This window comes from Acinetobacter sp. WU_MDCI_Abxd143 (assembly GCF_025514195.1).
GTDB lineage: Bacteria > Pseudomonadota > Gammaproteobacteria > Pseudomonadales > Moraxellaceae > Acinetobacter > Acinetobacter pittii_H.
In genome coordinates this window covers 349,232-374,131 of sequence record NZ_JAHPTH010000001.1, presented here as the reverse complement: position 1 = coordinate 374,131, position 24,900 = coordinate 349,232, and the positions used below count along the sequence as shown (strand labels likewise).

The following is a 24,900-nucleotide window of genomic DNA, read 5'->3' as shown; positions in this document are numbered from 1 at the left end:
GCATCCATCGCTCTACACAACTGAAAATTTATGAAATTTCTTTATAAGAACTCAAATGATTTTGATGGGCGCGGCGAATAATACTTCGGTCATCGCCCAGTACAAAAAGCTGAACGGATTGTTGTTTCCACGCTGCAATATCTTCAGGTTGTCGTGGAATAGCACAGAAATGCTTTTGACTATTTTTAGTCTTAGCATACATCTCTTGAACTTTTTCTTTCACTTTTGGATGGCTAGATTGCCACGGCATTCCCATAGATTGAGAAAGGTCGGCAGCACCTTCCAGAATAATATCAATGCCTTCAACTTTTAATATTTCATCTAGCTTTTCTAATCCTTCCAAGCTTTCAATCATGGCAACGACAACCGTTTCGTTTGCTGCGTGTTGAACAAAACTAGCTAAATCGTCCATGCCGTATCGATTTAACCTTGTCGAGTTGAGTCCTCTTTGACCAAGCGGCATATAATGACAATAGTTCACGGCTTCTTGTGCCTGCTGAGCACTTTCTATACGCGGAAAAACAATACCTGTTACCCCTGCATCGAGCAGAGGTAGAACTAAATGGTTGGCGTTTAACGGTACCCTCACAAAGACATCAAGACTCATGGCTCTAGCGGCTAAAATCATGGTCTCGACTTGAGACGTACTAAATAAAGTATGTTCCAAGTCGATAATAATAAAGTTGTAGCCCGCAAGTGCCATTTGCTCGATATTAATTGGAGAAGCTACGGAACAAAAGATTCCGTAGAGCGTCTCGCCATTTGCTATTCGTTTCTTAAAAGAAATCGAATGCTTATTCATATTCAATTTCCTTAATAAGGCTGAGCGGGTTCGGCGTGGTTTGTACTCTTAAGCGAATTTCCGGAAGGAAACGGCGGCTTGCGAGCTGTTCAATATCAATAGTGTCATCTGTAAAGTTAAACAACTCATATCGTTCGGCAAACTCTGGGTGAGCTTCTTTATGCTGATTGATGATGGTTCTTAACATGGTCCAGAATTTGATTTCATCGAAGTCATAATGTTCATTTAAGAAAATCGCTAACTCGGCCAAATTTACAAACCACAGCGCATCTTGAGTAAAGTCTCTTAACTCATTTGGAGAGTGGGTTTCCAAGAACGAGTTCGGGTTAATCTTGGCATGTTCTTTTGGCGCATCTTGTAAGTTAGGTAAAAGGTCCGGCTCACGTAAAAGATGACGGCTAAAACGAATTCCATCATGGAAATCTTTCAAGGCCGCTTTAATGGGTAAACCATTTTTATGAATTAGTACCATGTTTTGCGCATGTGACTCTAAAGCAAGGCCGTGGCACCATAAAATATGCATGATTGGTAGATAAGCATTGGTAAGTAATTTTTCTAACCAGAACTCAATACCGTACTCTTGGATCCATTCATCAATGAGAGGTTTTTGGTCCGTATCAACTTGCATTAGACCGGTTACTGGCGTTGCTGATTCACCTTCTTTTAAGTAGCTGTAAATACTTTCGCGCCAAATGCAAGCTAGTGCGCCGTATTGAACAGGAAGGGCAATCGGCTGGTTAACTGAAAGACCGCCAATCTCTCTTAAAATAACAGGCTTGCGCTGTTTTTCTAAAATATGATCTTGCTCAACAATGTTATAAAGCCAGTCACTCATTTTTGCCGCATTTTGAACGGTATGTGGTGCCAATACACGAGATGTAGAGGTATTAACCAAGTTCATTGCCAATTTGAGAGAAAGCGCCGAGATATCACTAATATTTGATAAGGTTCGAATTGACTGCTGTGGTAAATACGTTGGGCCTTCAATATCTAACGGAATGATCAGTTGGTTGCTGATTGCATCTTGATAATATAATTCAATAATTTTATCCCACTGCCACGGGTGAATTGGGGTGAGGATATAATCTTTAAAATCTACATTTTGCTCTTTCAATTGATTGTTAATGGCTTGTAGATCTTTTTCTGAAAAATGCTGTTTATAAAGCTGCTCTAAGTTAATGGTTTCACTTAAAACCAGTGTGCATAGACTATTATGAGTTGCAACCCATTGAACCGTAAAACCTTCAGAAAGCTCTGGTGCATATTTTTGGTTTTCTTTTAAATCGAAACCGATACGAGACTTAAAACTTGGGTGATATAAATGTGCATTGGTAATCCGTGCTTCTTGTTCTAAATAAGGCAAGGTTCTTAAAGGTTGAGCAGGGGCTTGGCTTAAAGTTTGCGCATGCTTAACGTAAGTTAAATTGAGTTCATCATTAAAGTTTTGCCATTTAACTGGGTCAGCTTCAATAATATTTTTTAAATCGGCAAGTAGCGTTTTTAAGCTAGGACGAGTTTCAGCATCTAAACTAATATCAGAACGGACTAAGCTCGAAGGATTTAACTTAATTCGTTTAAAACTGAAATGTCGTTTAGCCACGCAAGTATAAAAAACGGTATCGGAAACATAAAACTTGATCTGACCTTTAGAAAACTCGTATTTAAAAGTATTTTCAAAAATGAGTGCTTCTAATAATTGGCCCATCACGCGATTTTCCGCGAGGGTTTTATAATTGGTTTGTTGTGTTGGTTGAAGAGGGCAAAGCGCTTCTGCACCGCGATATTTATAAATAGGGTTTTCAACTTCAATCCAGATAGGATTGCCACCACTGTGGTAGAGCGTATTTAACATATTTGCCTTAATTGGTAATGTGAGTGAATTAATTAATAAATCGCGGTATTGCTGGCCTTTGGCGCTAAAGTTTTCTTGTGTGAGCGTAAGGCGGGTGGCTTGCCAAAGTTCAGATTCTTCAATGGCCGTAACTCGTGCAATTGCACTGATGAGATGAGCAATGTGATTGATCACGAGGTAATATTTTAAAAAGGTCCATGCATCTTTTTGAGAGAACCAAACGGTACTATCTTCAGAAATAGATGAGTCGTCTTCTATCATTTCTGGAACAATGCTAATGCCTTCCATATCTCGAAGAATAAGGCGATGCGGATAGCCGTTTTTAAATTCCATTAAGCTGTTTTGCATGTGCGCTTCTACGCTAATGCCTTTGTTTGCAAACAACTCAACTAATGGAATAAGCGAAACTTTAATGTACTGTTTCCACCAAAAAGTAATGAAGTCTTTGGCATCTTTCGATTGCAAGTTTTGGTTGGGTGCAGCTTGCTGAATGAAGCTTAAAAGTGGGATTTCATGGTGTTCGTTTTCTTCAACCAAGCCGCCGAGCATTCTGGTATTTTCTAATACATCTGGCGTGAGTCCTGCTCGATAAATAATGCCAAATGAACTTTCAAGCTCTGGAATTTTGACTGTTTTTGCTTCTAACTCCGGCAGAATCACAAGGTCTGGATATTGTTCATTAATCTTGTGGTTAATAATAATTTTGCTCGCATCAATCGCGCGTTCCATTTCATCCATTGGGTTATTACGAATGAAACTGGTAATTCGTACATCAATGGAGAGCTTTAAAAATAGGTTCGATTGAGGTAACCACACGGTGCGAACAGATGAGGTTGGCCATACGGTTTGACCTAAAGCTCCCAGATAGATCATGTCTTGGCTATCTAAATATTTCTTTAGCGATGGATGTTGAAGTAAGAAATTGGCTTGCCACGGATGCGTTGGCATCAATTCATAATTTGCTAAGTTTTCTTGCAAACGCTCTTTTGCAGTTTCTAAAACTTCATCTTCAATACAGTGAGAAGGCTGTTCTTCACTTACCAGCTTTTGAATTAAAGAAGAATGAATTGCAAAGTAGTGAAGTTGGAAACTGGCGCCTAACTCAGGGCTATATTTTTTCATATCTTCTTTAGAAAAACCTAAATTGGCTTTAGAGGTCACATGAAAAGGGTGCCCATATAACATGCCTTGTTCAGTAGCCTGAAAACCACTAACTACTTTAGATGCTGTTTGAGATGGCTTATTTTCTAAAAAGAATTTTGTGTTCTCGATACTATTGGCAATATCGGAGTATAGATTTTTATTTTGGTTTTTATCTTTAAATAGACTATTCAGCTCATCTGTAATGAACTTCACTAATTTTTTAGGGTCGGTGAGTGAATCAAAAGTATTTTCGCTTAAGTTTTGTAGGCTAAAACCACGTTGATATCTGTGATAGCCAGTGGTCGATAAGTGCTGAACTGCACCATAAACAATCGTGTTAGATGCACTAAACGTATAAGCAAAATACAGTATGTCTGTTTGCTCCGCATATAGGGTGAATAAAGGAGAATCTTGAGCAGGGATAATGCGTTCTTCAAGATTTACTTTGAGTTCACGAAAGAAAGTATTCAGGTACTGTTCGAAAAGTTTATAAGACCATGCATCTGTTGTAATAATTGAGTTCATTCTTGTGCCTCTTCTAAAATTGTATCCATTAAGAATCTGTTCAAAATCACCACTAACCCCGCACCGATAAAAAATAGTGAGGTGCAGATTAATGCAGCGGTAATATTGAAAAATGAGTAGGTGAGCGTGATGGTGATTGGGCCAATAAGCTGTCCTAAGACAAAGGCACTATTAGAAATACCAATCACTTTTCCTTGGCTTTGAGCGCCGGCTTTTAGAGAAATTGTGTGTAAGATCGAAGGAATAAGGGCTGCAAAGCAGAAGCCTTGTATGAGTCGTAATACAAGAATCAGCCAGAGATTAGAAACCCAGATCAATGCGAAAATCGTGATGCCGCAAATTAAGGATGCGTAAATGAAGTTATTAAAAGAGTCTCCTTTATCATCATTTCTTTTCCCCCAATAGGTTGCAGCAATAAAGGCTGCTCCCCATGAAAGCGCATGAATGGTTCCCGTTAAACTCGCAGCAGATAACGATGAGTGAGTGCTTTGGCTTATTTCACTAATGTATAAAACGAAGCAAGACACTAGACCAAAGCCGCCCGCTTGAACCAAAATGCCGGCGCTTAACCATGAAAAAATCGTTCTATCAAAGAAAGCTGGAAGCTTAGATTTCTCTTTGGTTTTTGAAGCCTCGGTTTTAACGGGATTGGTTAATACAAATGACGCAATCACAATGAGTGTCATCACAACAAATGCTGTCGCGTTGAGTAATACTTCAACCCGCCATTGATCCATAAATATTCCGCCGAGTACGGGACCACATAGGCAAGCTAGCGCGACACTACTTTGCAGTTTTCCAAAAGCTGCACCTCGTTGTTGTTCATTAGAAAGATATGAAATATAAGCATTTAAAATGACTGAGAGACCGCAAAAACCGAGTAAAATTCGCGCGAAAATAAATAGGTATAAATGCTGGGCGCTCGCCATGAGCAGTATTGAAATACAGAAGCCAGCCAAAGAAAGTAACAAGGCTTTTTTATGGCCGAATGTGTCGGATAGGTGACCCACAATCGGTGCTGTAAATAAACTGCCAATGGCGGGAGCCGCGAGTGCTAAACCTGCCCAGATAGTGGGAGCACTCATATGCGCCGTCAGTTTTTCCATATAAAGTGGCATGATCGGAATAAGCACCATGAGCCCAAAAGTGGAAAAAAACTGACAGAGCAAAATAATGAAATGATCTAGGCGAGATGAGCGCATGATTTAGATATCCATGGTCTCATAGCTAGAAACAGATAAGCTGTGATAAGGGTTCGGTGTAGTTCCGATTTTACTTGGCATGCCTGTTGAGTCGCTTTCTTGCGAAAGTAAAGGCGTAAGTAGCTGTTTGAATGGCCAAGTCTTATTGTCAAAAAGATAGGTTTGAATTTGTGATTTTGTTTGTTCTGAAATGGGTTGGATTTCTACAAAATCTTGAATAATGTCTTGAACCATCTCCCAAAAATCGCTTTCTGTACGATCCGTATACTTCAAGGTAGCTAAAGCAATCGGGTAGAGGTTAATTTGAATCCCTAAAGTAATGAAGTAATTAAATAAGTCTTCATTTTTAGTAAAGATAAGATTGTTCGGCGTGCTGGTATCAATGGTATAAACTGGAGGTGTAAAACCATTTTCTTCAATGGCTGTGGTACATATTCTTAAGGTGTCGTGGTCACGTAAAATAAAGCATTTCAACTTATTATTTTCATAACACACCATGGTGTTTTGCCCGTGGCATTCAGGCATGATGCCTTTTGCCCAAAGCGTTAAGAATGTTTGAATAAAATGAACACTTAAGTCTTTTAGTAATGACCATTTGTCACCTTCAACGCCTAACGTTTCCCAAGGGTCGACATAGGTACAGCTTAAAGCTGACATAGTGATTGGGGTGATGTTTTGGTCTCGACAAATATCCGGTAAATGTCGGACTTGGCAACCAATCACCCCTAAATTTTTTACAATCGGCTCTTGTTTACCGAGTACCCACCAATGCGTTTCATTACTTAAAAAGAGACGATTTTTTAATAAACCAGTTTCATTAATAACGTCATTTAAAAAATCATAAGCCGTATGTCCATTCATTAAATAACGACCTGGCATAGAGCGGATTGCACCTAATGTTTTGGCATTGGTTGAGAGTTTTAAATGCAGAGTAGGGTTTGCGTTGTGAATAAGCGTTCTTAAAGAAGAAGTCGGTAAACCAATTGTGGTGACATGGTTTAGGTCAATACCGCTGTACTTATTTTCTTCAAACTTTAAATAGCGATGTTGAGTCTCTAGTAAAGGCAGCGCTAAGTAGTCATCTGAAAGCTGAGCCATCTTGTCAGCAATCAGACGTTCCTCAACTTCTGATAACAGAAGCTCTTTGTGAGGAATTGATTCCATATTGTTGATCACGTCATCTTTCTTAAAGGCCCACCAATACACCTCAATTTCTTTTTGAGTTGTGAGTAATGCAAGTTCGCCTTTTGAGTGAGCGAACGGATGAAATGGGCGATCAGCTACCAGTGATAACAATTCACTAGTAATCAAAGGCGAAGAAAATGAAAGGGCTGACTGTAAAATTTGAGGGATTTTTTCAGCCGTTACTAAGTTGTCGAGCCAATAATTAATTGCTTTCTGACGGTGTGGTGACGGCCACCAAGATGCTTGGGTTAAATAGTTAAAAACTTCAGAAATAGAAATTTTAGACGTCGTATTGTTTAAGAGGTTATGAAGCAAAACTTCGGGTTGGGTAACATAGAAAGGATTTACACCATCTACTTTTAAACAGTTGAAATAGAGCTCCAACTCATCATTGAGAGTAATTGCCAGATAAGGCTTTTTATAGGAAATATGATCTTTAAAATCTCCATAATTCTCCATGTAGAGTGCATCTATCGTTTTTTGTAGTTGTGCTGTGTAAATCCGATCTAACATTTTAGTTATTCCTATTCTTATAAAAGCGGTAGAACCGTGCCAACGTTTTGTTCTTGTGCTGCATTGAAGAACCATTTAGCGCAGACAATGTCATCAATCGCCATGCCCATTGGATTGAGCAAAATGATTTCATCTTCGTGTTCGCGGCCGTTTTTATGACCAATAATGATGTCGCCAAGTTCGGCATGCAGTTTTTCACGGCTGAATAAACCATCTTCAACGAGTACGTTGATGACTTTCTTTTCTCGGTTTGATTGATCCCAGTCATCTACAATCACTTTGTCTACTTTTAAGAAGGCTTCAGGCTCAATGTCCATAATTGAAATGTTTGAAACAAAGCAGCCTTTTTTAAGCCATTCAAATGGAATGTAAGGCTTATCTGAAACGGTACAGGTAATGAGGACATCTGCTTGCTCAATTGCAGACTTAGCACTGTCATGAATTTCAATTTCTAGATGTGGATATTCCGATAAAAACAACGCTTTGAGTTTTTCAGCCGCTTCGGGGTTCACATCAAATAAATGGATTTTTTTCACTTGAGCATATTGTTCAAGTACAGTCTTAATCTGCATTTGAGCAATTGGTCCGCAGCCAATTACGGTAATGTCTGAAAAGTCTTTTTTTGCTAGATATTTAATCGAAACACCAGTAATTGCAGCAGTTCGCATTGCACTAATGAGGCTGCCTTCCATCACTGCAACTGGATAATTTGTTTCTGAGTCATTTAAAACAATCAGTGCGCTAGCACGCGGAATATTGAATTTTTTAGGGTTATGTTGTCTTGAACCAATCCATTTAATTCCGGCAATCGGGTCATTGCCACCTAAATAGCAAGGCATGGCAATAATACGGTCAGCAATATGGTCTGCACCTTGCCAGCGAAGATAAGGTTTTAAGGGTTGTACAAACTGTTTATTTGCATGCAGGGTTAAACCTTCAGTAATCGCTTCAATAAATGAATTACTATGATTTGCGCCCAGATTTAATAAATCTGATTGACTTAAGTAGCGAAGGGTAGCCAAATTGCTCATGAATATTTCCTAAGGAGAAGGTTAAACAACATTTTGTAAAGTAAGGTTTTCTTGGCGTCGTACGTTTCGATTGAAGTGACGCTTCTTGATCATTTCGAACCATTCATCTTCATAAACCAGATCGAGATAACGATCGCCGCGATCGGGCAACAATGTTAAGACGCACGATCCTTCAGGAATGGTTGGAATCAGTTTTTTGATGGCTGAAATTGATGAGCCACTTGAACCGCCAGCAAAGATTCCTTCATGCTCAAGAAGTTCTCGGCAACCCAGTGCCGACTCATAGTCATCTACATAAATGACATCATCAATTTCATCGGGGGAGAGTAGTGGTGGGACAGTACTTGCACCAATACCAGGAATTTCGCGTGGACCAGATGTGCCACCGAACAACACAGAGCCGACGATATCGACTGCGATCACTTTTAATTCTGGAAATCTTTCTTTAAGGCGACGAGATACGCCCATAATCGTGCCTGAGGTGCTCGCCCCAATCACGAGGTAATCAATTTTGCGGTCAATTTGATTGAGGATTTCTTCCGCTTCACCAAAATAGTGGCTTTTCCAGTTGTTTGGATTTGCATACTGATTAATCCAGACAGCATTCGGCAGTTGTTGGCAGAGTCGTTTTACAGTGTCAATTCTGGTTTTTAAGTAACCGCCGTTTTGGTCTTTTTCAGAGACCATCTCGATATTGGCCTTGTAGAGCTTCAACATTTGTAAGTTTGCTGAGGCAATTTTCGGGTCAATAACCGCAGTAAATTTTAATCCATAGATTTTGCATGCCATTGCAAGAGCAATAGCTAAGTTCCCTGACGAACTTTCAACAATATGACTATCTTTATTAATCACTCCAGATTTCAGGCCTTCCTGTAGCATGAATAATGCCGGACGGTCTTTAATACTTCCTCCTGGGTTTAACAATTCCATTTTCGCAATCACTGAGATCGATTGATGCGTGAATAGCCTTGATAGTTGTAATAGTGGCGTTTTACCTATGCAGTCGAGAATATTTTCATGGATCATGGTAGATCTTCTCAGGTTTTTATGTGGTGTGAATGATAATTATTATTAATTAAATTATTATTACCATTTGTGCCATGATTGTTGCGGTTTGTAACTCAAAAAAGGAGGGACTTAGAGGAATTTTCACTAATTTTTTTTATCTAATTATTTGAATCGTAATATTTAAGTTTTACAAAAAGATTAATAAATAAATCTTTTTAAATATAATGACATAGGCAATAAATTACTTTGGAGCTAAAAAAATTAATTTAATTAAGACAGATGCGAGAAATTCTTTTGAAGAAATAAAATGAAATTTATGAACTCACCCGCGTAATTGATGCATCACTATTCTGTAGTAAGCATGGGTAGATTTAAGGCTTAAAGAAGAGATAAGTATTTAAAGACTGACTTAAGATGCTTTGAATAATGAACTGAAATTGATCAAGTGGCAGTTATTGATATGAAAATGTCTGAAAATGATATGTTTAGATAGATATGATCATTTTCATAAGCGCTATATTTTCAATGGATCAGTTGAGTCCAGAAAGTATAGTAATGCGTGTTTCGCATTTTGTCTTATGGGTCTTTCAAGCTGTCTTTGTCATAAAAGACAGCTTTTTTTATGCTGATTTGACCCAGATAGTTTATGAAGTATATCGCTGTTTGGCTTGTTTATAAGCCTCAAGATGAATACATTGAGCTCCCAAACTGGTGATTTGGGCTTGCTCGATTTGAAGTTCATCCCATTTTTGCATTTGTTCGAGCAGCCAGTAAAAGTCTTCTACTTTTGGAAGTGCACTTTCTTTTACTAAATGACGGACAATATCTTGAATCATAAAATATTTATCAACATGCACTTCTTCTGAGCAATGAAAACGAACAATTCCAGATTCAACCAATAATTTTAGAATTGGAGCAAAGTCTTGTAACTCGCTCAACTCTTGTTGGGCTTTCATGATTGCGGCGGTGAGCGCGACGAGCGTTTGTGGATGCTGCTCCGCCCATTCTTGCGTTACGGCTAAAACCTTGTCAGCGATAGACGGAATAACGTTTTGGCTTGAGCAAATTATTTTACTTAAACCAAGAAGCTCACCTTGGGTATTCCAAGGTTCGCCTACACAAAAACCATCAATCACATGTTTATCCAGTGCTTCGACCATATAAGGTGGCGGTAATGTTTTGAGCTGAATTGATTGAGCAAGTTCAGGGTTTGCTAAAGCCAGCCACTCTCTTAAACAGTAATGGTGAATAGAATGCTTAAACACATGCGCCAACGAAATGGAGTAGCCTTGTCCAAGATAACTTGCCACTTTTCGTGCCGTTACTTGAGCGGTGTCATTTTCTTGAATTGCAAGTTGATGAGTAAGTTTTTGACTTAAGCTAATAAAAGCACGATTTTCACTTAAAACCAGCGATGTTTGTAAAGGTGTACCAATTTGATCTGCGCCTACAGCCGCCGCAGGTAACATTGCAGATAAACAATGGGCTGCATCTAATAATCCAAAAGCAAGACGGTCGCGCAGACTCGCCCACGATGCTTCTTTAACTAAAGTAACTTCTAAACCTTCTTCTTCAAAGAAACCTCTTTGTTTTGCCCAAAGCAACGCAAGACAATCAAGCAAAGGAATATAGCCGAGTTGTAATTGAGTCTTTTCTAATCTGCTCATTTATTCATCCTTTAATTGATTGCCAAGTAATTTTTGAGCGTCAAGTAAACGCCGTGCCATTTCTCCAATTGTAATGCGGTGGCTCATCGCATTCTTTCTAAGAAGTTGAAATGCAGTTTCTTCAGGTAAGCCATGCAGTTGCATAAGTAGCACTTTGGCCTTTTCAACATCCTTACGGTCAGCAAGTTTGGTTTGAGCTTCTTTTAAATCACCTTCGAGTTTTTTGTGCTTTTTATATTGCTCAATTGAGATTTCTAAAATGGTATGTAAGCGAGAAGGGTCGATGCCATCGACAATATACGCAGTTACTCCCGCATCGATGGCTTGTTTAATGGTGTCTTTATCGGAATTTTTGGTAAATAGAACTGTAGGCAGGTCATAGCTACTGACACAGCTTTCAATAATGTCACGATGGGGATGATCCATATCAAGCAAGATGACATCAGCTTGCAAATGTTCCAGACGGAAAATATTCAAATGATCCAAAGTAAGGCATGCAACTACTTCAAAATCATTTTCAAGCAAACTTTTTCTTATATAGTCGGCTCGCGCATGATCATCATCAATAAGGGCTATTTTGAGTTTTGGCATAAGTTCAGAAAATCAGGCTAAGAAAATGCGCCAATTCGACGCGTTTTTGTTATCAATTATTTAAGCAAGATTAATGCCATAGCAAACTAAAGAAAAAATCGAGCTTTATCGCTAAATTAGCATGCTTAATGACGCTACTGATCAATCTTGGTGCAAAAATGCGATTCATTTTGTAGCAGAGCGTATTTTTACCTGAACCCTATAAGTGTGCAAGGCTAGAGTAGTTCAAGATGTGAGAGTGATCATTTTTATTTTTTTAAAAATTTTATCTATATGAAAAATAATAATAAAAAAATATTAATTTAATTTTTTAGAAAGCTGGCATACAAAATGCTTATTCAATAACAGGTCGAAGACGACCATGAGTTTTAAAGACGGCCAATGATGTCCGTTCTGATCGAGTTTGTGAATACCTTGGTGTGCACAAAGAAGTTACGTTCAGTCGGAGTGAAGGCAATGTCTTTGAATTTGTCAGCCACAAAAGCAACATCTATTAAGCTGTTTAATTTTACAGTTCCAGCGATGCGGGCCTTCCACATGAGTTGGCTCGCTTTTTTTGCTTGCTTTTTTGCGTGGTTTGCTTGTGCGCCTCTCATGCCTGTCATTGCAGGTGAGTTCCATTTAACAAAAGATCAAATTGCTAACATTAGTATTGCGGCCGTTGCTGTCACGATTGTCGTACGTTTGGTTGTCGGACCTTTGTGTGACAAATATGGTCCACGTAAAGCATACATCACGCTTTTACTTGTCGGCAGTATCCCGGTCATTGGAATCACTGCGGTTAGAAGTTACGAATCCTTTCTCTTTTTCCGCTTTTTGATTGGTGCTATTGGCGCAAGCTTTGTCATCACTCAATATCACACCAGCGTCATGTTTGCGCCAAATGTAGTGGGCACAGCCAATGCAACCGCCGTAGGTTGGGGTAATGCCGGCGGTGGGACAACACAAGCAGTCATGCCTTTGATTCTCTCTGCAATTGTGATGTTTGGCGTTGAGCAATCTATGGGCTGGCGTATTGCACTTTTAATGCCAGGCGTAATGATGCTTGTGGTGGCATTCATGTACTGGAAATTTACCCAAGACTGCCCACAAGGCAACTTTGATGAGCTGCGCGCTCAAGGCATTGCAACCGATAGCGGTAAAAAAGGCGGCTGGGCTGTAATGAAACAAGCAGCTGGTAATTACCGTGTCTGGATTTTATTTGGTACATACGGCGCATGTTTTGGTGTTGAGATTTTTATGCACAACATTTTGGCCATGTACTACGTCGAAAAATTTCACTTTGGCTTAAAAGAGGCAGGCTTAACTGCCGGAATTTTAGGACTACTTGCCATATTTGCTCGCTCTTTAGGAGGTTTTCTTTCTGACAAAGTAGCAATCAAAAAAGGCTTGGATGGCCGTACAAAACTACTCTTTGTCATGATTTTAGGCGAAGGGCTATTCCTGATTTTATTTTCACAAATGAATGTCGCTCACTTGGCCATCATGAGCATGGTGGTCTTTGCACTCTTCATCAACATGGCATGCGGTGCGACCTATGCCATGGTTCCATTTATCGACCGCGAAGCACTGGGCGGTGTGTCTGGCATTATCGGTGCCGGAGGCAATGCAGGCGCGGTCGTTGCAGGTTTTTTATTAAAAGGTATGACAGATATTCAATCTTGCCTGATGGCATTAGGTGGATTTGTCATTGTCGCTGGATGCTTCGTGATGTTGATTCGCTTCTCGGTAGAGCACAAGGCAAAAGAACAACGTCTATTTGAGCAAGCTATTTTAGATCGCAATAACGCAGCTTAAAAGCAACGTGATTTGAGGAGAAACACTATGAAATTGGTAATGATTGGTCATGGTATGGTGGGCCACAAATTCATCGAAGCCATTTTAGAAAAAGCAGATGATGAACTGGAAATCACGATTCTCGCGGAAGAGCCTCGTATCGCGTATGACCGCGTACATTTGACAGAATATTTTTCGGGGAAATCGGCAAAAGATTTATCTTTAGCTCGTTTTGACTTTGCCGATGCGCATGGCATTGACTTACGTTTAAACACTAAAGCAACTGCAATTGATACAGCAGCACAAACAGTCACAACCAATCATGGTGATGTCATCAGCTATGACAAATTGGTGTTGGCAACGGGTTCTTATGCATTTGTTCCACCAATTCCGGGTAATGATCGTGAAAACTGTTTTGTTTACCGTACGATTGAAGACTTAGACGCGATTCGTGCAGCAAGTCTTAATGCAAAAACGGGTGTAGTGATTGGTGGTGGTTTACTTGGTCTTGAGGCAGCCAAAGCGTTGCGTGATTTAGATTTAGAAACCCATGTTGTTGAGTTTGCGCCACGTTTAATGGCAGTTCAAATTGATGACTTGGGCGGTAAAGTTTTACGCCGTAAAATTGAAGACCTTGGTGTAAAAGTTCATACACAAAAAGCGACTCAATCTATTGAATCGGGCGACAGCACTACGCATGTAATGAAATTTGCAGATGGTAGTGAGCTTGAAGCCGATGTCATTTTATTCTCTGCGGGGATCCGTCCACGTGATGAGCTTGCACGCAACAGTGGACTCGCGATTGGTGAGCGTGGCGGTATCGTCATTAATGATTACTGCCAAACTTCAGATAACAATATTTATGCCATTGGTGAATGTGCACTTTGGCAAAACAAAATTTATGGTTTGGTTGCTCCGGGCTATGACATGGCGCGTATTGCAGCAAAACACATTTTAGATGAAGAGTGCCATTGCTTCGCTGGCGCAGACATGAGCACTAAGTTGAAGTTGATGGGGGTGGACGTTGCCTCTGTCGGTGATGCGCATGCCATGACGCCGGGTGCATTAAGCTATTTCTATGCAGATGAGCATGCACTGGTTTATAAAAAGATCGTTGTAAATGCAGATAAAACCAAATTGCTTGGTGCAGTTTTGGTGGGCGATGCCAAAGAATACAACGACCTTTTACAAATGATGTTAAACGGTCTGGCTTTACCGGAAATTCCTGAAAGCTTAATTATGCCGGGATTTGAGCAGTCGGCAGGAAAATCTGGTGGTAGCGGTGTCGATTTATTGCCTGACAGCGCAACAATCTGTTCATGTAACAACGTATCAAAAGCGGACATCTGCCAAGCAATTAGCGATGGTTCGACCTCTTTAGGTGCATTAAAGAAATGCACCAAAGCAGCAACCGCATGTGGTGGTTGTGCACCATTAGTGACTCAAGTGTTGAAGTCAGAGTTGCAACGTCAAGGTGTGACGGTTAACAACCATATTTGCGAACATTTCCCGTACTCACGTCAAGAGTTGTATCACTTGGTTCGTGTCAATGAAATCAAAACCTTTGATGATTTGATTCATCAACATGGTCATGGGTTGGGTTGTGACATCTGTAAACCTGCTGCGGCAAATATCTTGGCATCTTGCTGGAACGATTTCGTCCTTGAGCCAAGCCATGCTGGTCTACAAGACAGTAATGACTACTACTTGGGCAACATCCAAAAAGATGGTTCTTACTCGGTTGTGCCGCGTATGGCAGGCGGTGAAGTGACTCCGGATGGTTTAATTGCCATTGGACAAATCGCGAAAAAATATAACCTGTACACCAAAATTACTGGCGGTCAACGTGTTGACATGTTCGGTGCGCAAGTTCACGAGCTTCCATTCATTTGGGAAGAGCTAAATGCTGCTGGTTTTGAGTCTGGTCATGCTTACGGTAAATCATTGCGTACCGTGAAATCATGTGTGGGAAGTACTTGGTGCCGTTACGGTGTAGACAACTCGGTTGGTTTAGCGATCGAGCTTGAAAACCGCTACAAAGGTTTACGTTCACCACATAAATTAAAAATGGCTGTGTCTGGTTGTACCCGTGAGTGCGCAGAAGCACAAGGTAAAGACGTCGGTATTATCGCGACTGAAAAAGGTTGGAACCTTTATGTCTGTGGTAACGGTGGTATGAAACCCCGTCATGCAGAATTACTTGCCTCTGACCTCGATAAAGCAACGCTCATCCGTTATATCGACCGTTTCTATATGTTCTACATCCAAACTGCAGACCGTTTACAACGTACCAGTGTATGGCGTGACAACATGGAAGGTGGCCTAGATTACCTTAAATCTGTAGTTGTGGATGATTCACTTGGTTTGGCGGCTGAGCTTGAGCGCCGTATGGAACACATTATTGGCACATATCAAGATGAATGGCGTACTGCGGTAGAAAATCCTGAAGTTCGTAAACGCTTCCAAACTTATATCAATGCAGATGCAAATGAACAGGCTGATCCACACATTCAATTTACAACTGAACGTGGTCAAATTCGTCCATTAACTGAAGCTGAGCGTTCAGAAGACCGCATTCCAATGGTTGAAGCATAACAAGGAGAATCTCTATGAATATTGTACAAGACAAAAATATGCTTCCTGATGATCAATGGATTGATGTGTGCGCACTCGATGATTTAACCCCAAACACTGGCGCGGGTGCACTAGTGGGTGGTCAAGCGGTGGCAATCTTTCGTGTAGGTCATGAAAAACGTGTTTACGTGTTAAGCAATAAAGATCCGTTTAGCCAAGCCAACGTCATGAGCCGCGGCATTATTGGCGATTTGCAAGGTGAACGGGTCATCGCATCGCCAATCTATAAACAACACTTTAGTTTGGCAACAGGCCGTTGTTTAGAAGATAAAGACCAAAAACTCTCAGTTTATCCGAGCAAAATTGTTGATGGTCGTGTTTTGGTCAACCCTGTGCCGCAAAAAACTTATATTACCAATACAGGTGTGTCTCAAGACAAACTTAAACTGGTACTGATTGGTAATGGTTTAGCAGGGATGCGTTGTCTAGAAGATTTGCTGGATATGGCACCAGACCGTTATGACGTTACAGTAATTGGTGAAGAACCATGGGGTAACTATAACCGTATTATGTTATCTCCGGTTTTATCAGGCGAAAAAACCATTGAAGATATTATGCTGCACCCACCAAAGTGGTATAGCGATAAAGGCATCAAATTTATTGCGGGTGACAAGGCTGTAAAAATTGATCGTCCACGTAAAGTGGTTTACACCGAAAAAGGGCAAACTGTTGATTATGACCGTTTGATTCTGGCAACAGGCTCGGCCCCATTTATTCCACCAGTTCAAGGTATTGACTTAAAAGGCGTGTTAACTTTCCGCGATATTTATGACGTTAACACCATGATTGAATACTGTGGTTCAAAAACTAATGCAGTCGTGATTGGTGGCGGTTTGCTGGGTTTAGAAGCTGCCTATGGATTAAAGCAACGTGGTATGAATGTCACAGTTCTACATTTAATGGACCGTATTATGGAACGCCAACTCGACAGCCGTGCGAGTCAATTACTTCGTCATAGTATTGAGCAGAAAGGCATTCATATTATTACCGAAGCAAATACAGAGGCGTTAATTGGTGATGAAAATGGTCATATCAAACAAATCCGTTTGAAAGATGGCACAGTGTTAGATGCTGACCTTGTGGTGTTCGCTGTAGGTATTCGTCCGAATATTGCTTTGGCGCAAAGTGCAGGATTACGTTGTAACCGTGGTGTATTGGTGAATGACACCATGCAAACGTTTGATCCAAGTATTTACGCGGTGGGTGAGTGTATTGAACATCGTGGTCAAACTTTCGGTTTGGTTGAACCACTGTGGGGCCAAGCTTTTATTTGCGCGACCCATTTAGCAGAGCACGGCAGCTTAACTTTTAAAGCTCCGACCGTACCGACTCAGTTAAAAGTCAGTGGTGTCGATGTATTCTCGGCAGGCAATTTTGAGCCGAAAGATGATTATGAAGATATTATCCTGAATGATGAAAAACGCCAGATTTATAAACGTATTATCATTCAAAGCGATCGAGTAATCGGTGCAGTATTGTTTGGTGATACTGAAGATGGCATGTGGTATGCAGAGTTGATTGCAGACCAAACACCTGTTTCTTCATTCAGAAATAAACTGCTATTTGGTCGAGATTTTGCATTAAAAAATGCAGGCTAAATAGGGAAAGGAGCAGTTATGAATAGTATTCCAAGCGTTGAAGTCGATAGCTCCGATCATGTTGCAAAAACAATCAAAACAACATGTCCATATTGTGGGGTGGGCTGTGGTGTTAGCGTAAACGTCCAACAAAAACCTCAAGGACCTCTGGTACAAGTTGAGGGGGATGCTGAGCATCCTTCCAACTTTGGACGCTTATGTATTAAAGGTAGCCGACTTGCGGATACTTTGGGGTTAGAAACACGTGTTTTACAACCAATGATGGGACGAAAAGCTGATCGGGTGGTAACGACATGGGATGCCGCTATCAATAAAATTGCTGATAAATTCCAATCTTGTATTGAAAAATATGGTCATGACAGCATTGCATTTTATGTTTCTGGTCAGCTTTTGACTGAAGATTATTATGTGGTGAACAAGTTTGTAAAAGGCTATTTGGGTACTGCAAATATCGACACCAACTCGCGTCTTTGTATGTCATCTGCGGTGGCAGGTCACAAACGTAGCTTTGGTGAAGATCTTGTCCCTGCAAGTTATGAAGATTTTGAACATGCCGACATGGTGGTATTGGTCGGTTCCAATACCGCATGGTGCCATCCTGTGCTGTATCAGCGGATTATGCAGGCTAAAAGCCAAAATCCAGATATGTTTGTGGTGGTAATTGACCCACGTTTTACCAGTACCTGTGAACAAGCGGATTTACATTTACCGATTTTACCGGGCCAAGATGTCGCATTGTTCAACGGTCTATTCCAATATCTATATCAAAATAGTCATGCCGATCAGGCCTTTGTAGATGCTTATACCGAAGGTCTGCAAGATGTTTTGGCAAGCAGCCACCCAGAAGCCGATATTGAATATGTCGCAAAGCGTACGGGAATTGCACTCGATAAGTTGCAACAGTTCTTTGAGAAATTTGCGCAGACTGAAAAGGTAATCACGCTATTTTCAATGGGTGTGAATCAATCAAGTCAGGGCGTGAATAAAGCCAACAGCATTATTAACTGTCACTTACTAACAGGCAAAATTGGAAAGCTCGGCGCTGCACCATTTTCAATGACAGGCCAGCCCAATGCCATGGGTGGTCGAGAAGTGGGTGGCTTAGCTAATATGCTGGCTGCCCATATGGATTTAGATAACCCCTTGCACCAAGAAGTAGTGCAAACCTTTTGGGACAGCCCATTTATTGCAACTCAAGCTGGCTTAAAAGCTGTTGATTTGTTCCGTGCTGTTGAAGCTGGAAAAATTAAAGCCATCTGGATTATGGCAACCAATCCGGTGGTAAGTTTACCAGATGCCGATCAGGTGAAACGTGCTTTAGAGAAATGTGAATTGGTCGTTGTATCAGATATCTGTGCAGATACGGATACTACTGCCTATGCCGATGTTTTGCTTCCAGCTTTAGGGTGGGGAGAAAAAGATGGAACTGTGACTAACTCTGAGCGTCGTATTTCACGTCAACGTGCTTTTTTACCTGCGCCAGATGAAGCAAAAGCGGATTGGTGGTCTGTTAGCCAAGTTGCGAAAAAAATAGGCTTTAAAGGTTTTGACTTTAATAGTGCTGTTGATATTTTCAATGAGCATGCAGCGTTATCGGCACAAGACAATGCAGACATAGATACTCGTGAACAAAGTAATAATTTTCGTTATTTCAATCTGAAAGGGTTAATGAATCTAAGTGGTGCTGAGTACGATGCTCTACAACCAGTGCAATGGCCAGTATGGGATAGAAACCAAGACGCTAAAGCCGTTCAACAACTGTTTGGCAAAGGGCAGTTTAGTCATAAAAATGCCAAGGCGAAATTGATTCCAACTGTTGCAATTGATCCAGTTCATGCAATTTCGGAAGACTATCCGCTCATTTTAAACACTGGACGTATTCGAGACCAATGGCACACCATGACGCGTACAGGTTTGTCGCCAAATTTAACCAGTCACCGTGCCGAACCATTTTGCGAAATTCATCCGAGTGATGCCTTAAAGTTTGGTGTGCGTGATCAAGGCTTGGTTGAAGTCCGTTCAAAATGGGGTAGTTGTGTACTACGTGTAACATTCTCGTCGGGAGTACGTCGTGGGCAAATTTTTGCGCCGATTCACTGGACTGAACAAGTTGCGTCCGATGCTCGCATTGGTAAAGTCGTTAACCCCGAAGTTGATGCAATTTCAGGCGAACCTGAGTTCAAACATACACCTGTAACTATTCAGCCGTTCTATACCACTTGGCAAGGTGTACTCTATATTCGTGAAGGATACGATTCTCATATTCAAGAATCGCTACAACACTGTGCATGGTGGACTAAAGTCAAAATGGTGAAAACCAATCGTTATGAACTTGCAGACCGCCAAACTTTTCATGATACTCAAAAGAATCTGAAAAGCTTTTTGCCATTTGCCGATGAAACCTTTGAATGGTTAAGCATAGAAGATATCTCTTCACAACTGAGCCATAGCGTTATTTTGAAAGATGGTATTGTAATTGCAAGTCTATATATTGCACCGCCAGATTTATTGCCAGACCGTGATTGGGTAGCGAGTCTGTTTAAACGAGAACGTTTGAGCGCCTTGCACCGAAAAGCTTTACTAGCGGGTATGCCAATGTCGGCTACTAATAATGATGGGCCTTTAGTGTGTAGTTGTTTTAAAGTAGGTAAGAATAAAATTATCGACGTGATAAAAACACAAAACATTACCCATGAAAAACAGGTTACTGCATGTTTAAAAGCAGGTGGGAACTGTGGTTCATGTTTACCTGAGATTCGTGGCTTGATTAAAGCTTGCCAGCAGGAGGTGGAAGTGTGAATAAGGGGTATCCCGTAACTGATCTGGTCATTTTGGCGGGTGGACAAGCCCGCCGTATGAATGGTTTAAATAAGCTGTTGCAGCAATTTGATGGCGATACGCAACTACTCAAAATTCATCAAAAACTAAAGTCTTCTGTATCTGAAATTTGGGTGAATAGTCATCGCGACTATTCAATCTATCAAAGTATTGTGCCTGATATTAAGTGTTTTCAAGATGATTCTTCTGGTTTTTTCGGCCCACTCATGGGAATGAAAAGTGCCTGGTCACATGTAAAAGCAGATTATGTTTTGTTTACACCTTGTGATGTGACATATATACCTACACAAGTCGTTGCGAAATTACATAGCGCACTTCGCAAAAATAAACAGGCTCAGGCAGCCTATGTTTCAATTAATGGAGATGCTTTGTATCCATTTTGCTTATTAAAACGTGAAAGCCTAATCACCATAACGGAGCAAATTGAAAAGCAACGGTTAAGTCTGAAAGAGTGTTTTAAACTTTTGCATGCTCAAGTCGTTATATTTCAAAAACAAAACCTATTTTTTCATAGCATCAATTCATTGGATGAGCTTCAGCAATACAAACAAATCAAAGTATTTAAAGAAATTTTTACAGCAAATTAACTTCGTATATGAGTGCTTTAAAACTTACATTGGTCGGGTGAAGCAAGCTTTTAAATTTTGAGCTGTTGACTATTTATTATTTAAGTTCTATTTTGGAACTTGTTATTTTCATTCTAGCCAGATGTATAAAAATAAACGGAGCCAGAAAAGTGATGGACGCAGCTCAGCAAAGTAAAACAGATGTGACCGCATGTATCTTATGTTCAAGAAACTGCGGTTTAAGTGTCGAAATTAAAGATAACCAGTTTGTCAAAATTAAAGGCAATCCCGAACATCCTTTTTCTCAAGGCTACATTTGCCAAAAAGCTGCCAGATTACAACACTACCAACAACACGCAGACCGTTTGACCACACCTTTAAAACGTCAGCCAGATGGTTCATTTCAAGAAGTGAGTTGGGATGTTGCCATACAAGAAATTGCTGATCGATTAGTGCAGATTAGAGATGATTTTGGCGGAACTGCTTTTGCTTCTGTTGGGGGCGGTGGTCAGGGTAACCACCTCGGCGCAGCTTATGGCCGACAACTTTTGTTGGCCATGAAAAGTTATTATGCCTACAACTCACTTGCCCAAGAAAAAACGGGTGATTTTTGGCTTAATGGCCGCCTGTTCGGTAGTCAGGCTTGCCATACCACAGAAGATGTTGAATATGCCGACTATGTACTTTTTATTGGGACAAATCCGTTTCAGGCCCATGGCATTCCTAACGCACGAGACACGCTAAAACATATTAAGAAAGATCCGAATCGAACTATGGTGGTGTTTGACCCGCGTGTTACCGAAACGGCAAAACAAGCAGACATTCACGTGCAGCTAAAACCGGGAACAGATGCTTTTTTAATGTCGGCCATGATTGCGATCATTATTAAAGAAAAGCTTTATGATGCAGCGTTTATTGAGCAGCATACGCACGGTTTTGAAGACGTAAAAACAGCATTTAGTCGTGTGCCGATTGAAGACTATATTGCCAAAGCAGATGTTCCAGTCGATTTGATTTACCAAGTGGTTCGAGATTTTGCCAAAGCTAAAAGAGGCTGTGTGCGTATTGATTTAGGTATTCAACATACTTTAAATACGACATTAAATGGATATTTGGAAAAATTACTGTATTTAGTGACTGGAAACTTTGGAAAGCAAGGTACCAATAATTTGCATACCATGTTTATTCCAATTTTGACCGATACGGATGAAAGAAAACCAAAATATCGACGTAGCGTTTATCATAAAATGTTCCCGATTTCCGGGTTTTTCCCGCCTAATATTTTACCCGATGAAATCTTAAAAGCAGGGGAAAAGCGAATTCGCGCAGTTTTTGTAGATAGCTGTAATCCGTTATTAACTTATCCTGATACACCAGCTTATGAGGAAGCATTTAAAGCATTAGATTTGTTGGTTGTGGTCGATGTTGCCATGACGGAAACCGCTAGGCTTGCTGACTACATTTTGCCAGCGCATACCCAGTTTGAAAAATGGGAATTTACTGGTTTTAATTTGGAATTTCCTAAAAATGGTTTTCACCTAAGACACCCTGTATTGACCGCTCAAGCGGATACTTTGCCAGAGGCAGAAATTTATACTCGATTATTGGAAGCTATGAATGCTATTCCCAAGAATTTCTCAATTTTAGAAAAAATAGCTTCAGTTGATTCTAAAAAAACAGCTTATTTACCGTATTTGTCTGCATTAGGACTTACTTTTGCACGACATAAAAAATATATCCCTTTTGCTGCCTCTATCATTTATCGAACTCTTGGCAAACGACTTGGCAATTCTGCAGATTCAGTAGCTTTTTTATTGCCACTTTCTATTCAATATGCTGTGTTACACACCAAAGCGGTAAGTCGTGCAGGGTACAAGGGTAATCCGTTAACACAAGGTGTCAAACTATTTGAGCAAATATTAAAGCAACGTTCCGGTGTTGTGCTGTCACAACATGAATATGACGAAGTCTGGAAACTAGTGGCTTATAAAGATAAGAAAATACGTCTAGCTATTCCAGAGATGTTAAATGAGCTCGCAAGATTGAAAAGCCATAACGTTAATGTTGAAGAATTTCCATTCATACTTTTATCAGGTGAGCGACGTAGCTATAACGCCAATCAAATTTACCGTGATCCAGCTTGGAGAAAAGTAGATGCTGAAGGGGCTTTACGAATTCATCCTGAAGATGCAGAAGCCTTAAGTGTAGCTGTGGGTGATCAAATCAAATGTATCTCACAACATGGAGAAATTCAGGTTACTGTAGATTTTGATGAGGGAATGCGAAAAGGAGTTGTTTCGCTTCCACATGGTTATGGCATGCGCTTTCAAGGTGGGGAACCTATTGGACCACAATTAAACATGCTCATTTCTGGTGAGCATTGTGACCCTTTATCTAAAACACCGTACCATAAATATGTACCCATCCGTTTAGAAAAGTGCTAGAAATAAAGTAGGGCATATAAAAGGTTGACGCCGCACTGATTTTGTAAAGCTTTAAAGTTTGAACTAAAACGATACGGCCGAAATTTCAAATACAACCCAAAAAGTTATGGATGATAAATAGAATTGGAACAAATTTTGCAATAAAGATCAAAGCACTACTAAGGCGCAATTTTAAAAGTTTAATTGCTCTTAATGAGTGCTTGCAATATTTGAACTGTTCTCGATATGAGTGCAAATAATGAAACAATATCACTCTGAAACTGCGCCAATGCTTTTGCAAGATCAATATGGGCGTATCAAGCGAAAGTTACGTATTTCAGTAACTGATCGCTGTAATTTTAAGTGTGTGTATTGCATGCCTGAACATCCTGAATGGCTAAATAAACAAGATTTGCTTAGTTTTGAGGCGCTCTTTCAGTTTTGCAGTTTTATGGTGCAACAAGGTATTGAAAGCATCCGTATTACGGGTGGTGAACCATTAATGCGTCAAGGTATTGTTCATTTCGTTCGCGATTTACAAGCTTTAAAAGTTTTAGGCTTAAAACGTATTTCAATGACCACCAATGGACATTATCTTGCAAAATACGCTCAGCAATTAAAAGATGCTGGTCTAGATGATTTAAATATTAGTCTAGATAGCCTAGATCCGATTCAATTTAAAGAGCTCACTAAGAAAAAGTTAGAACCAGTTCTTGAGGGTATTCAAGCTGCAAAAGATGCAGGGCTACCTTTTAAAATTAACTGCGTGTTAATGAAAGATAAAAATGACGATCAAATCCTACCGATGGTGAAATGGTCTATCGCCAATCATATTGCGCTACGTTTTATTGAATTCATGCCACTTGATGGTGATGCACTCTGGTCAAATAAAGATGTGGTGAGTGAAGCAGAAATTTTACAGACATTACAACCGCATTATTCGGTACAACTCATCGAGCAACAACATGAGCCAGCGCGTCAATATCTACTTAATAATAGCTACACTCTAGGCATCATTTCGACCATTACTCATTCATTTTGCCACCAATGTGACCGCATACGATTAACGGCACAAGGGGAGCTATATAACTGTCTCTTTGCACCGCAGGGTTTAAATATTAAGCCACAGCTTCAAACGCTGGTAAGTAAACAAAGTACACCAGAATACGACATGTATATCCAAAATTTAAAGAATTTGGTCCATCCTTATATTTGGCATAAAGCCAAAGGCTTTCATGCCTTACAACATCAACAAACCCGTAAAATCAGTATGCATATGCTTGGGGGATAAATGCAGCAATCTATCCAAATTAAAATCGAATCATTCGGTGCAATTGAAAAATTGCTTCCCCAAAATCTTTCGATCGTTTGCCCTACCAATATTTTAGTGAAAGATGTCTTAGATGAAATTGTGACTTTACATCCAGAATGTACACAAGCCATGGAAAAATGTGCATGCGCTATTGGCGATAATGTCATAACGAGACAATCTGCCTTAAATCAGCCGTGTACTTTGGTTTTATTATCACCAGTTGCAGGAGGATGA

The 24,900-nt window shown here is 40.2% G+C and carries 17 protein-coding genes and 1 pseudogene; 9 read left to right on the top strand and 9 right to left on the bottom strand.

What is annotated here, in order from left to right; translation table 11 throughout:
- Window positions 1-28 precede the first annotated feature (28 nt).
- From KTI79_RS01740 to sbnA, 6 genes are all read right to left on the bottom strand, one after another.
- Entirely contained in the window at window positions 29-802 is a 774-nt protein-coding gene (locus KTI79_RS01740) for an HpcH/HpaI aldolase family protein (RefSeq protein WP_032054007.1), read from the bottom strand.
- The gene (locus tag KTI79_RS01735; RefSeq protein WP_032054006.1) at window positions 795-4,322 is read right to left on the bottom strand and encodes an IucA/IucC family protein; all 3,528 of its coding nucleotides are present in this window, start codon (window positions 4,320-4,322) and stop codon (window positions 795-797) included. Before KTI79_RS01735 ends, KTI79_RS01740 begins: the two co-directional genes overlap by 8 nt.
- Window positions 4,319-5,524 carry an MFS transporter gene (locus KTI79_RS01730; protein WP_032054005.1) on the bottom strand — a complete coding sequence of 402 codons (1,206 nt, stop codon included), beginning with the start codon at window positions 5,522-5,524 and terminating at the stop codon, window positions 4,319-4,321. The genes KTI79_RS01735 and KTI79_RS01730 overlap by 4 nt, the downstream gene beginning before the upstream one ends.
- A 3-nt stretch (window positions 5,525-5,527) precedes the next feature.
- The gene (locus tag KTI79_RS01725; protein ID WP_079284218.1) at window positions 5,528-7,168 is read right to left on the bottom strand and encodes an IucA/IucC family protein; all 1,641 of its coding nucleotides are present in this window, start codon (window positions 7,166-7,168) and stop codon (window positions 5,528-5,530) included.
- 71 nt (window positions 7,169-7,239) lie between these two features.
- Entirely contained in the window at window positions 7,240-8,253 is a 1,014-nt protein-coding gene (gene sbnB / locus KTI79_RS01720) for a 2,3-diaminopropionate biosynthesis protein SbnB (protein WP_032054002.1), read from the bottom strand.
- 21 nt (window positions 8,254-8,274) lie between these two features.
- The gene (sbnA, locus tag KTI79_RS01715; protein ID WP_032054001.1) at window positions 8,275-9,279 is read right to left on the bottom strand and encodes a 2,3-diaminopropionate biosynthesis protein SbnA; all 1,005 of its coding nucleotides are present in this window, start codon (window positions 9,277-9,279) and stop codon (window positions 8,275-8,277) included.
- Between the two features lie 507 nt (window positions 9,280-9,786).
- On the opposite strand from sbnA, the pseudogene KTI79_RS01710 reads away from it, so the two are divergent.
- Window positions 9,787-9,882, top strand: a pseudogene (locus KTI79_RS01710) (hypothetical protein); the annotation flags it as partial.
- Window positions 9,883-9,905: 23 nt separating this feature from the next.
- Here KTI79_RS01710 and KTI79_RS01705 read toward each other — a convergent pair.
- The 3 genes from KTI79_RS01705 to KTI79_RS01695 form a co-directional block, all read right to left on the bottom strand.
- Window positions 9,906-10,928, bottom strand: a complete 1,023-nt coding sequence (locus KTI79_RS01705) for an ABC transporter substrate-binding protein (protein ID WP_032054000.1) — start codon at window positions 10,926-10,928, stop codon at window positions 9,906-9,908.
- Window positions 10,929-11,519 (bottom strand): ANTAR domain-containing response regulator, encoded by a 591-nt coding sequence (locus KTI79_RS01700; RefSeq protein WP_016140698.1) that lies wholly within the window; start codon window positions 11,517-11,519, stop codon window positions 10,929-10,931.
- A 368-nt stretch (window positions 11,520-11,887) separates the two neighbouring features.
- Entirely contained in the window at window positions 11,888-12,124 is a 237-nt protein-coding gene (locus KTI79_RS01695; protein WP_228132447.1) for a hypothetical protein, read from the bottom strand.
- On the opposite strand from KTI79_RS01695, the gene KTI79_RS01690 reads away from it, so the two are divergent.
- From KTI79_RS01690 to KTI79_RS01655, 8 genes are all read left to right on the top strand, one after another.
- Window positions 12,012-13,316: an MFS transporter gene (locus tag KTI79_RS01690; RefSeq protein ID WP_228132445.1), complete on the top strand. Its 1,305-nt coding sequence runs from the start codon at window positions 12,012-12,014 to the stop codon at window positions 13,314-13,316. The genes KTI79_RS01695 and KTI79_RS01690 overlap by 113 nt on opposite strands.
- Window positions 13,317-13,343: 27 nt before the next feature.
- A complete protein-coding gene (gene nirB / locus KTI79_RS01685) occupies window positions 13,344-15,890 on the top strand; it encodes a nitrite reductase large subunit NirB (RefSeq protein ID WP_032053997.1) in 2,547 nt (848 codons plus the stop codon).
- A 14-nt stretch (window positions 15,891-15,904) separates the two neighbouring features.
- Window positions 15,905-17,527 carry a nitrite reductase small subunit NirD gene (gene nirD, locus KTI79_RS01680; protein ID WP_032053996.1) on the top strand — a complete coding sequence of 541 codons (1,623 nt, stop codon included), beginning with the start codon at window positions 15,905-15,907 and terminating at the stop codon, window positions 17,525-17,527.
- 18 nt (window positions 17,528-17,545) lie between these two features.
- Window positions 17,546-20,326 carry a nitrate reductase gene (locus tag KTI79_RS01675; RefSeq protein ID WP_086376163.1) on the top strand — a complete coding sequence of 927 codons (2,781 nt, stop codon included), beginning with the start codon at window positions 17,546-17,548 and terminating at the stop codon, window positions 20,324-20,326.
- Window positions 20,323-20,952: a molybdenum cofactor guanylyltransferase gene (locus tag KTI79_RS01670; protein ID WP_032053993.1), complete on the top strand. Its 630-nt coding sequence runs from the start codon at window positions 20,323-20,325 to the stop codon at window positions 20,950-20,952. The genes KTI79_RS01675 and KTI79_RS01670 overlap by 4 nt, the downstream gene beginning before the upstream one ends.
- A gap of 149 nt (window positions 20,953-21,101) precedes the next feature.
- Window positions 21,102-23,375, top strand: coding sequence for a molybdopterin-dependent oxidoreductase (locus tag KTI79_RS01665; protein WP_032053992.1), 2,274 nt, complete (start codon window positions 21,102-21,104; stop codon window positions 23,373-23,375).
- A gap of 229 nt (window positions 23,376-23,604) precedes the next feature.
- Complete coding sequence (gene moaA / locus KTI79_RS01660) at window positions 23,605-24,645, top strand: GTP 3',8-cyclase MoaA (protein WP_079284193.1); 1,041 nt, start codon at window positions 23,605-23,607, stop codon at window positions 24,643-24,645.
- A complete protein-coding gene (locus tag KTI79_RS01655; RefSeq protein ID WP_032053990.1) occupies window positions 24,646-24,900 on the top strand; it encodes a MoaD/ThiS family protein in 255 nt (84 codons plus the stop codon).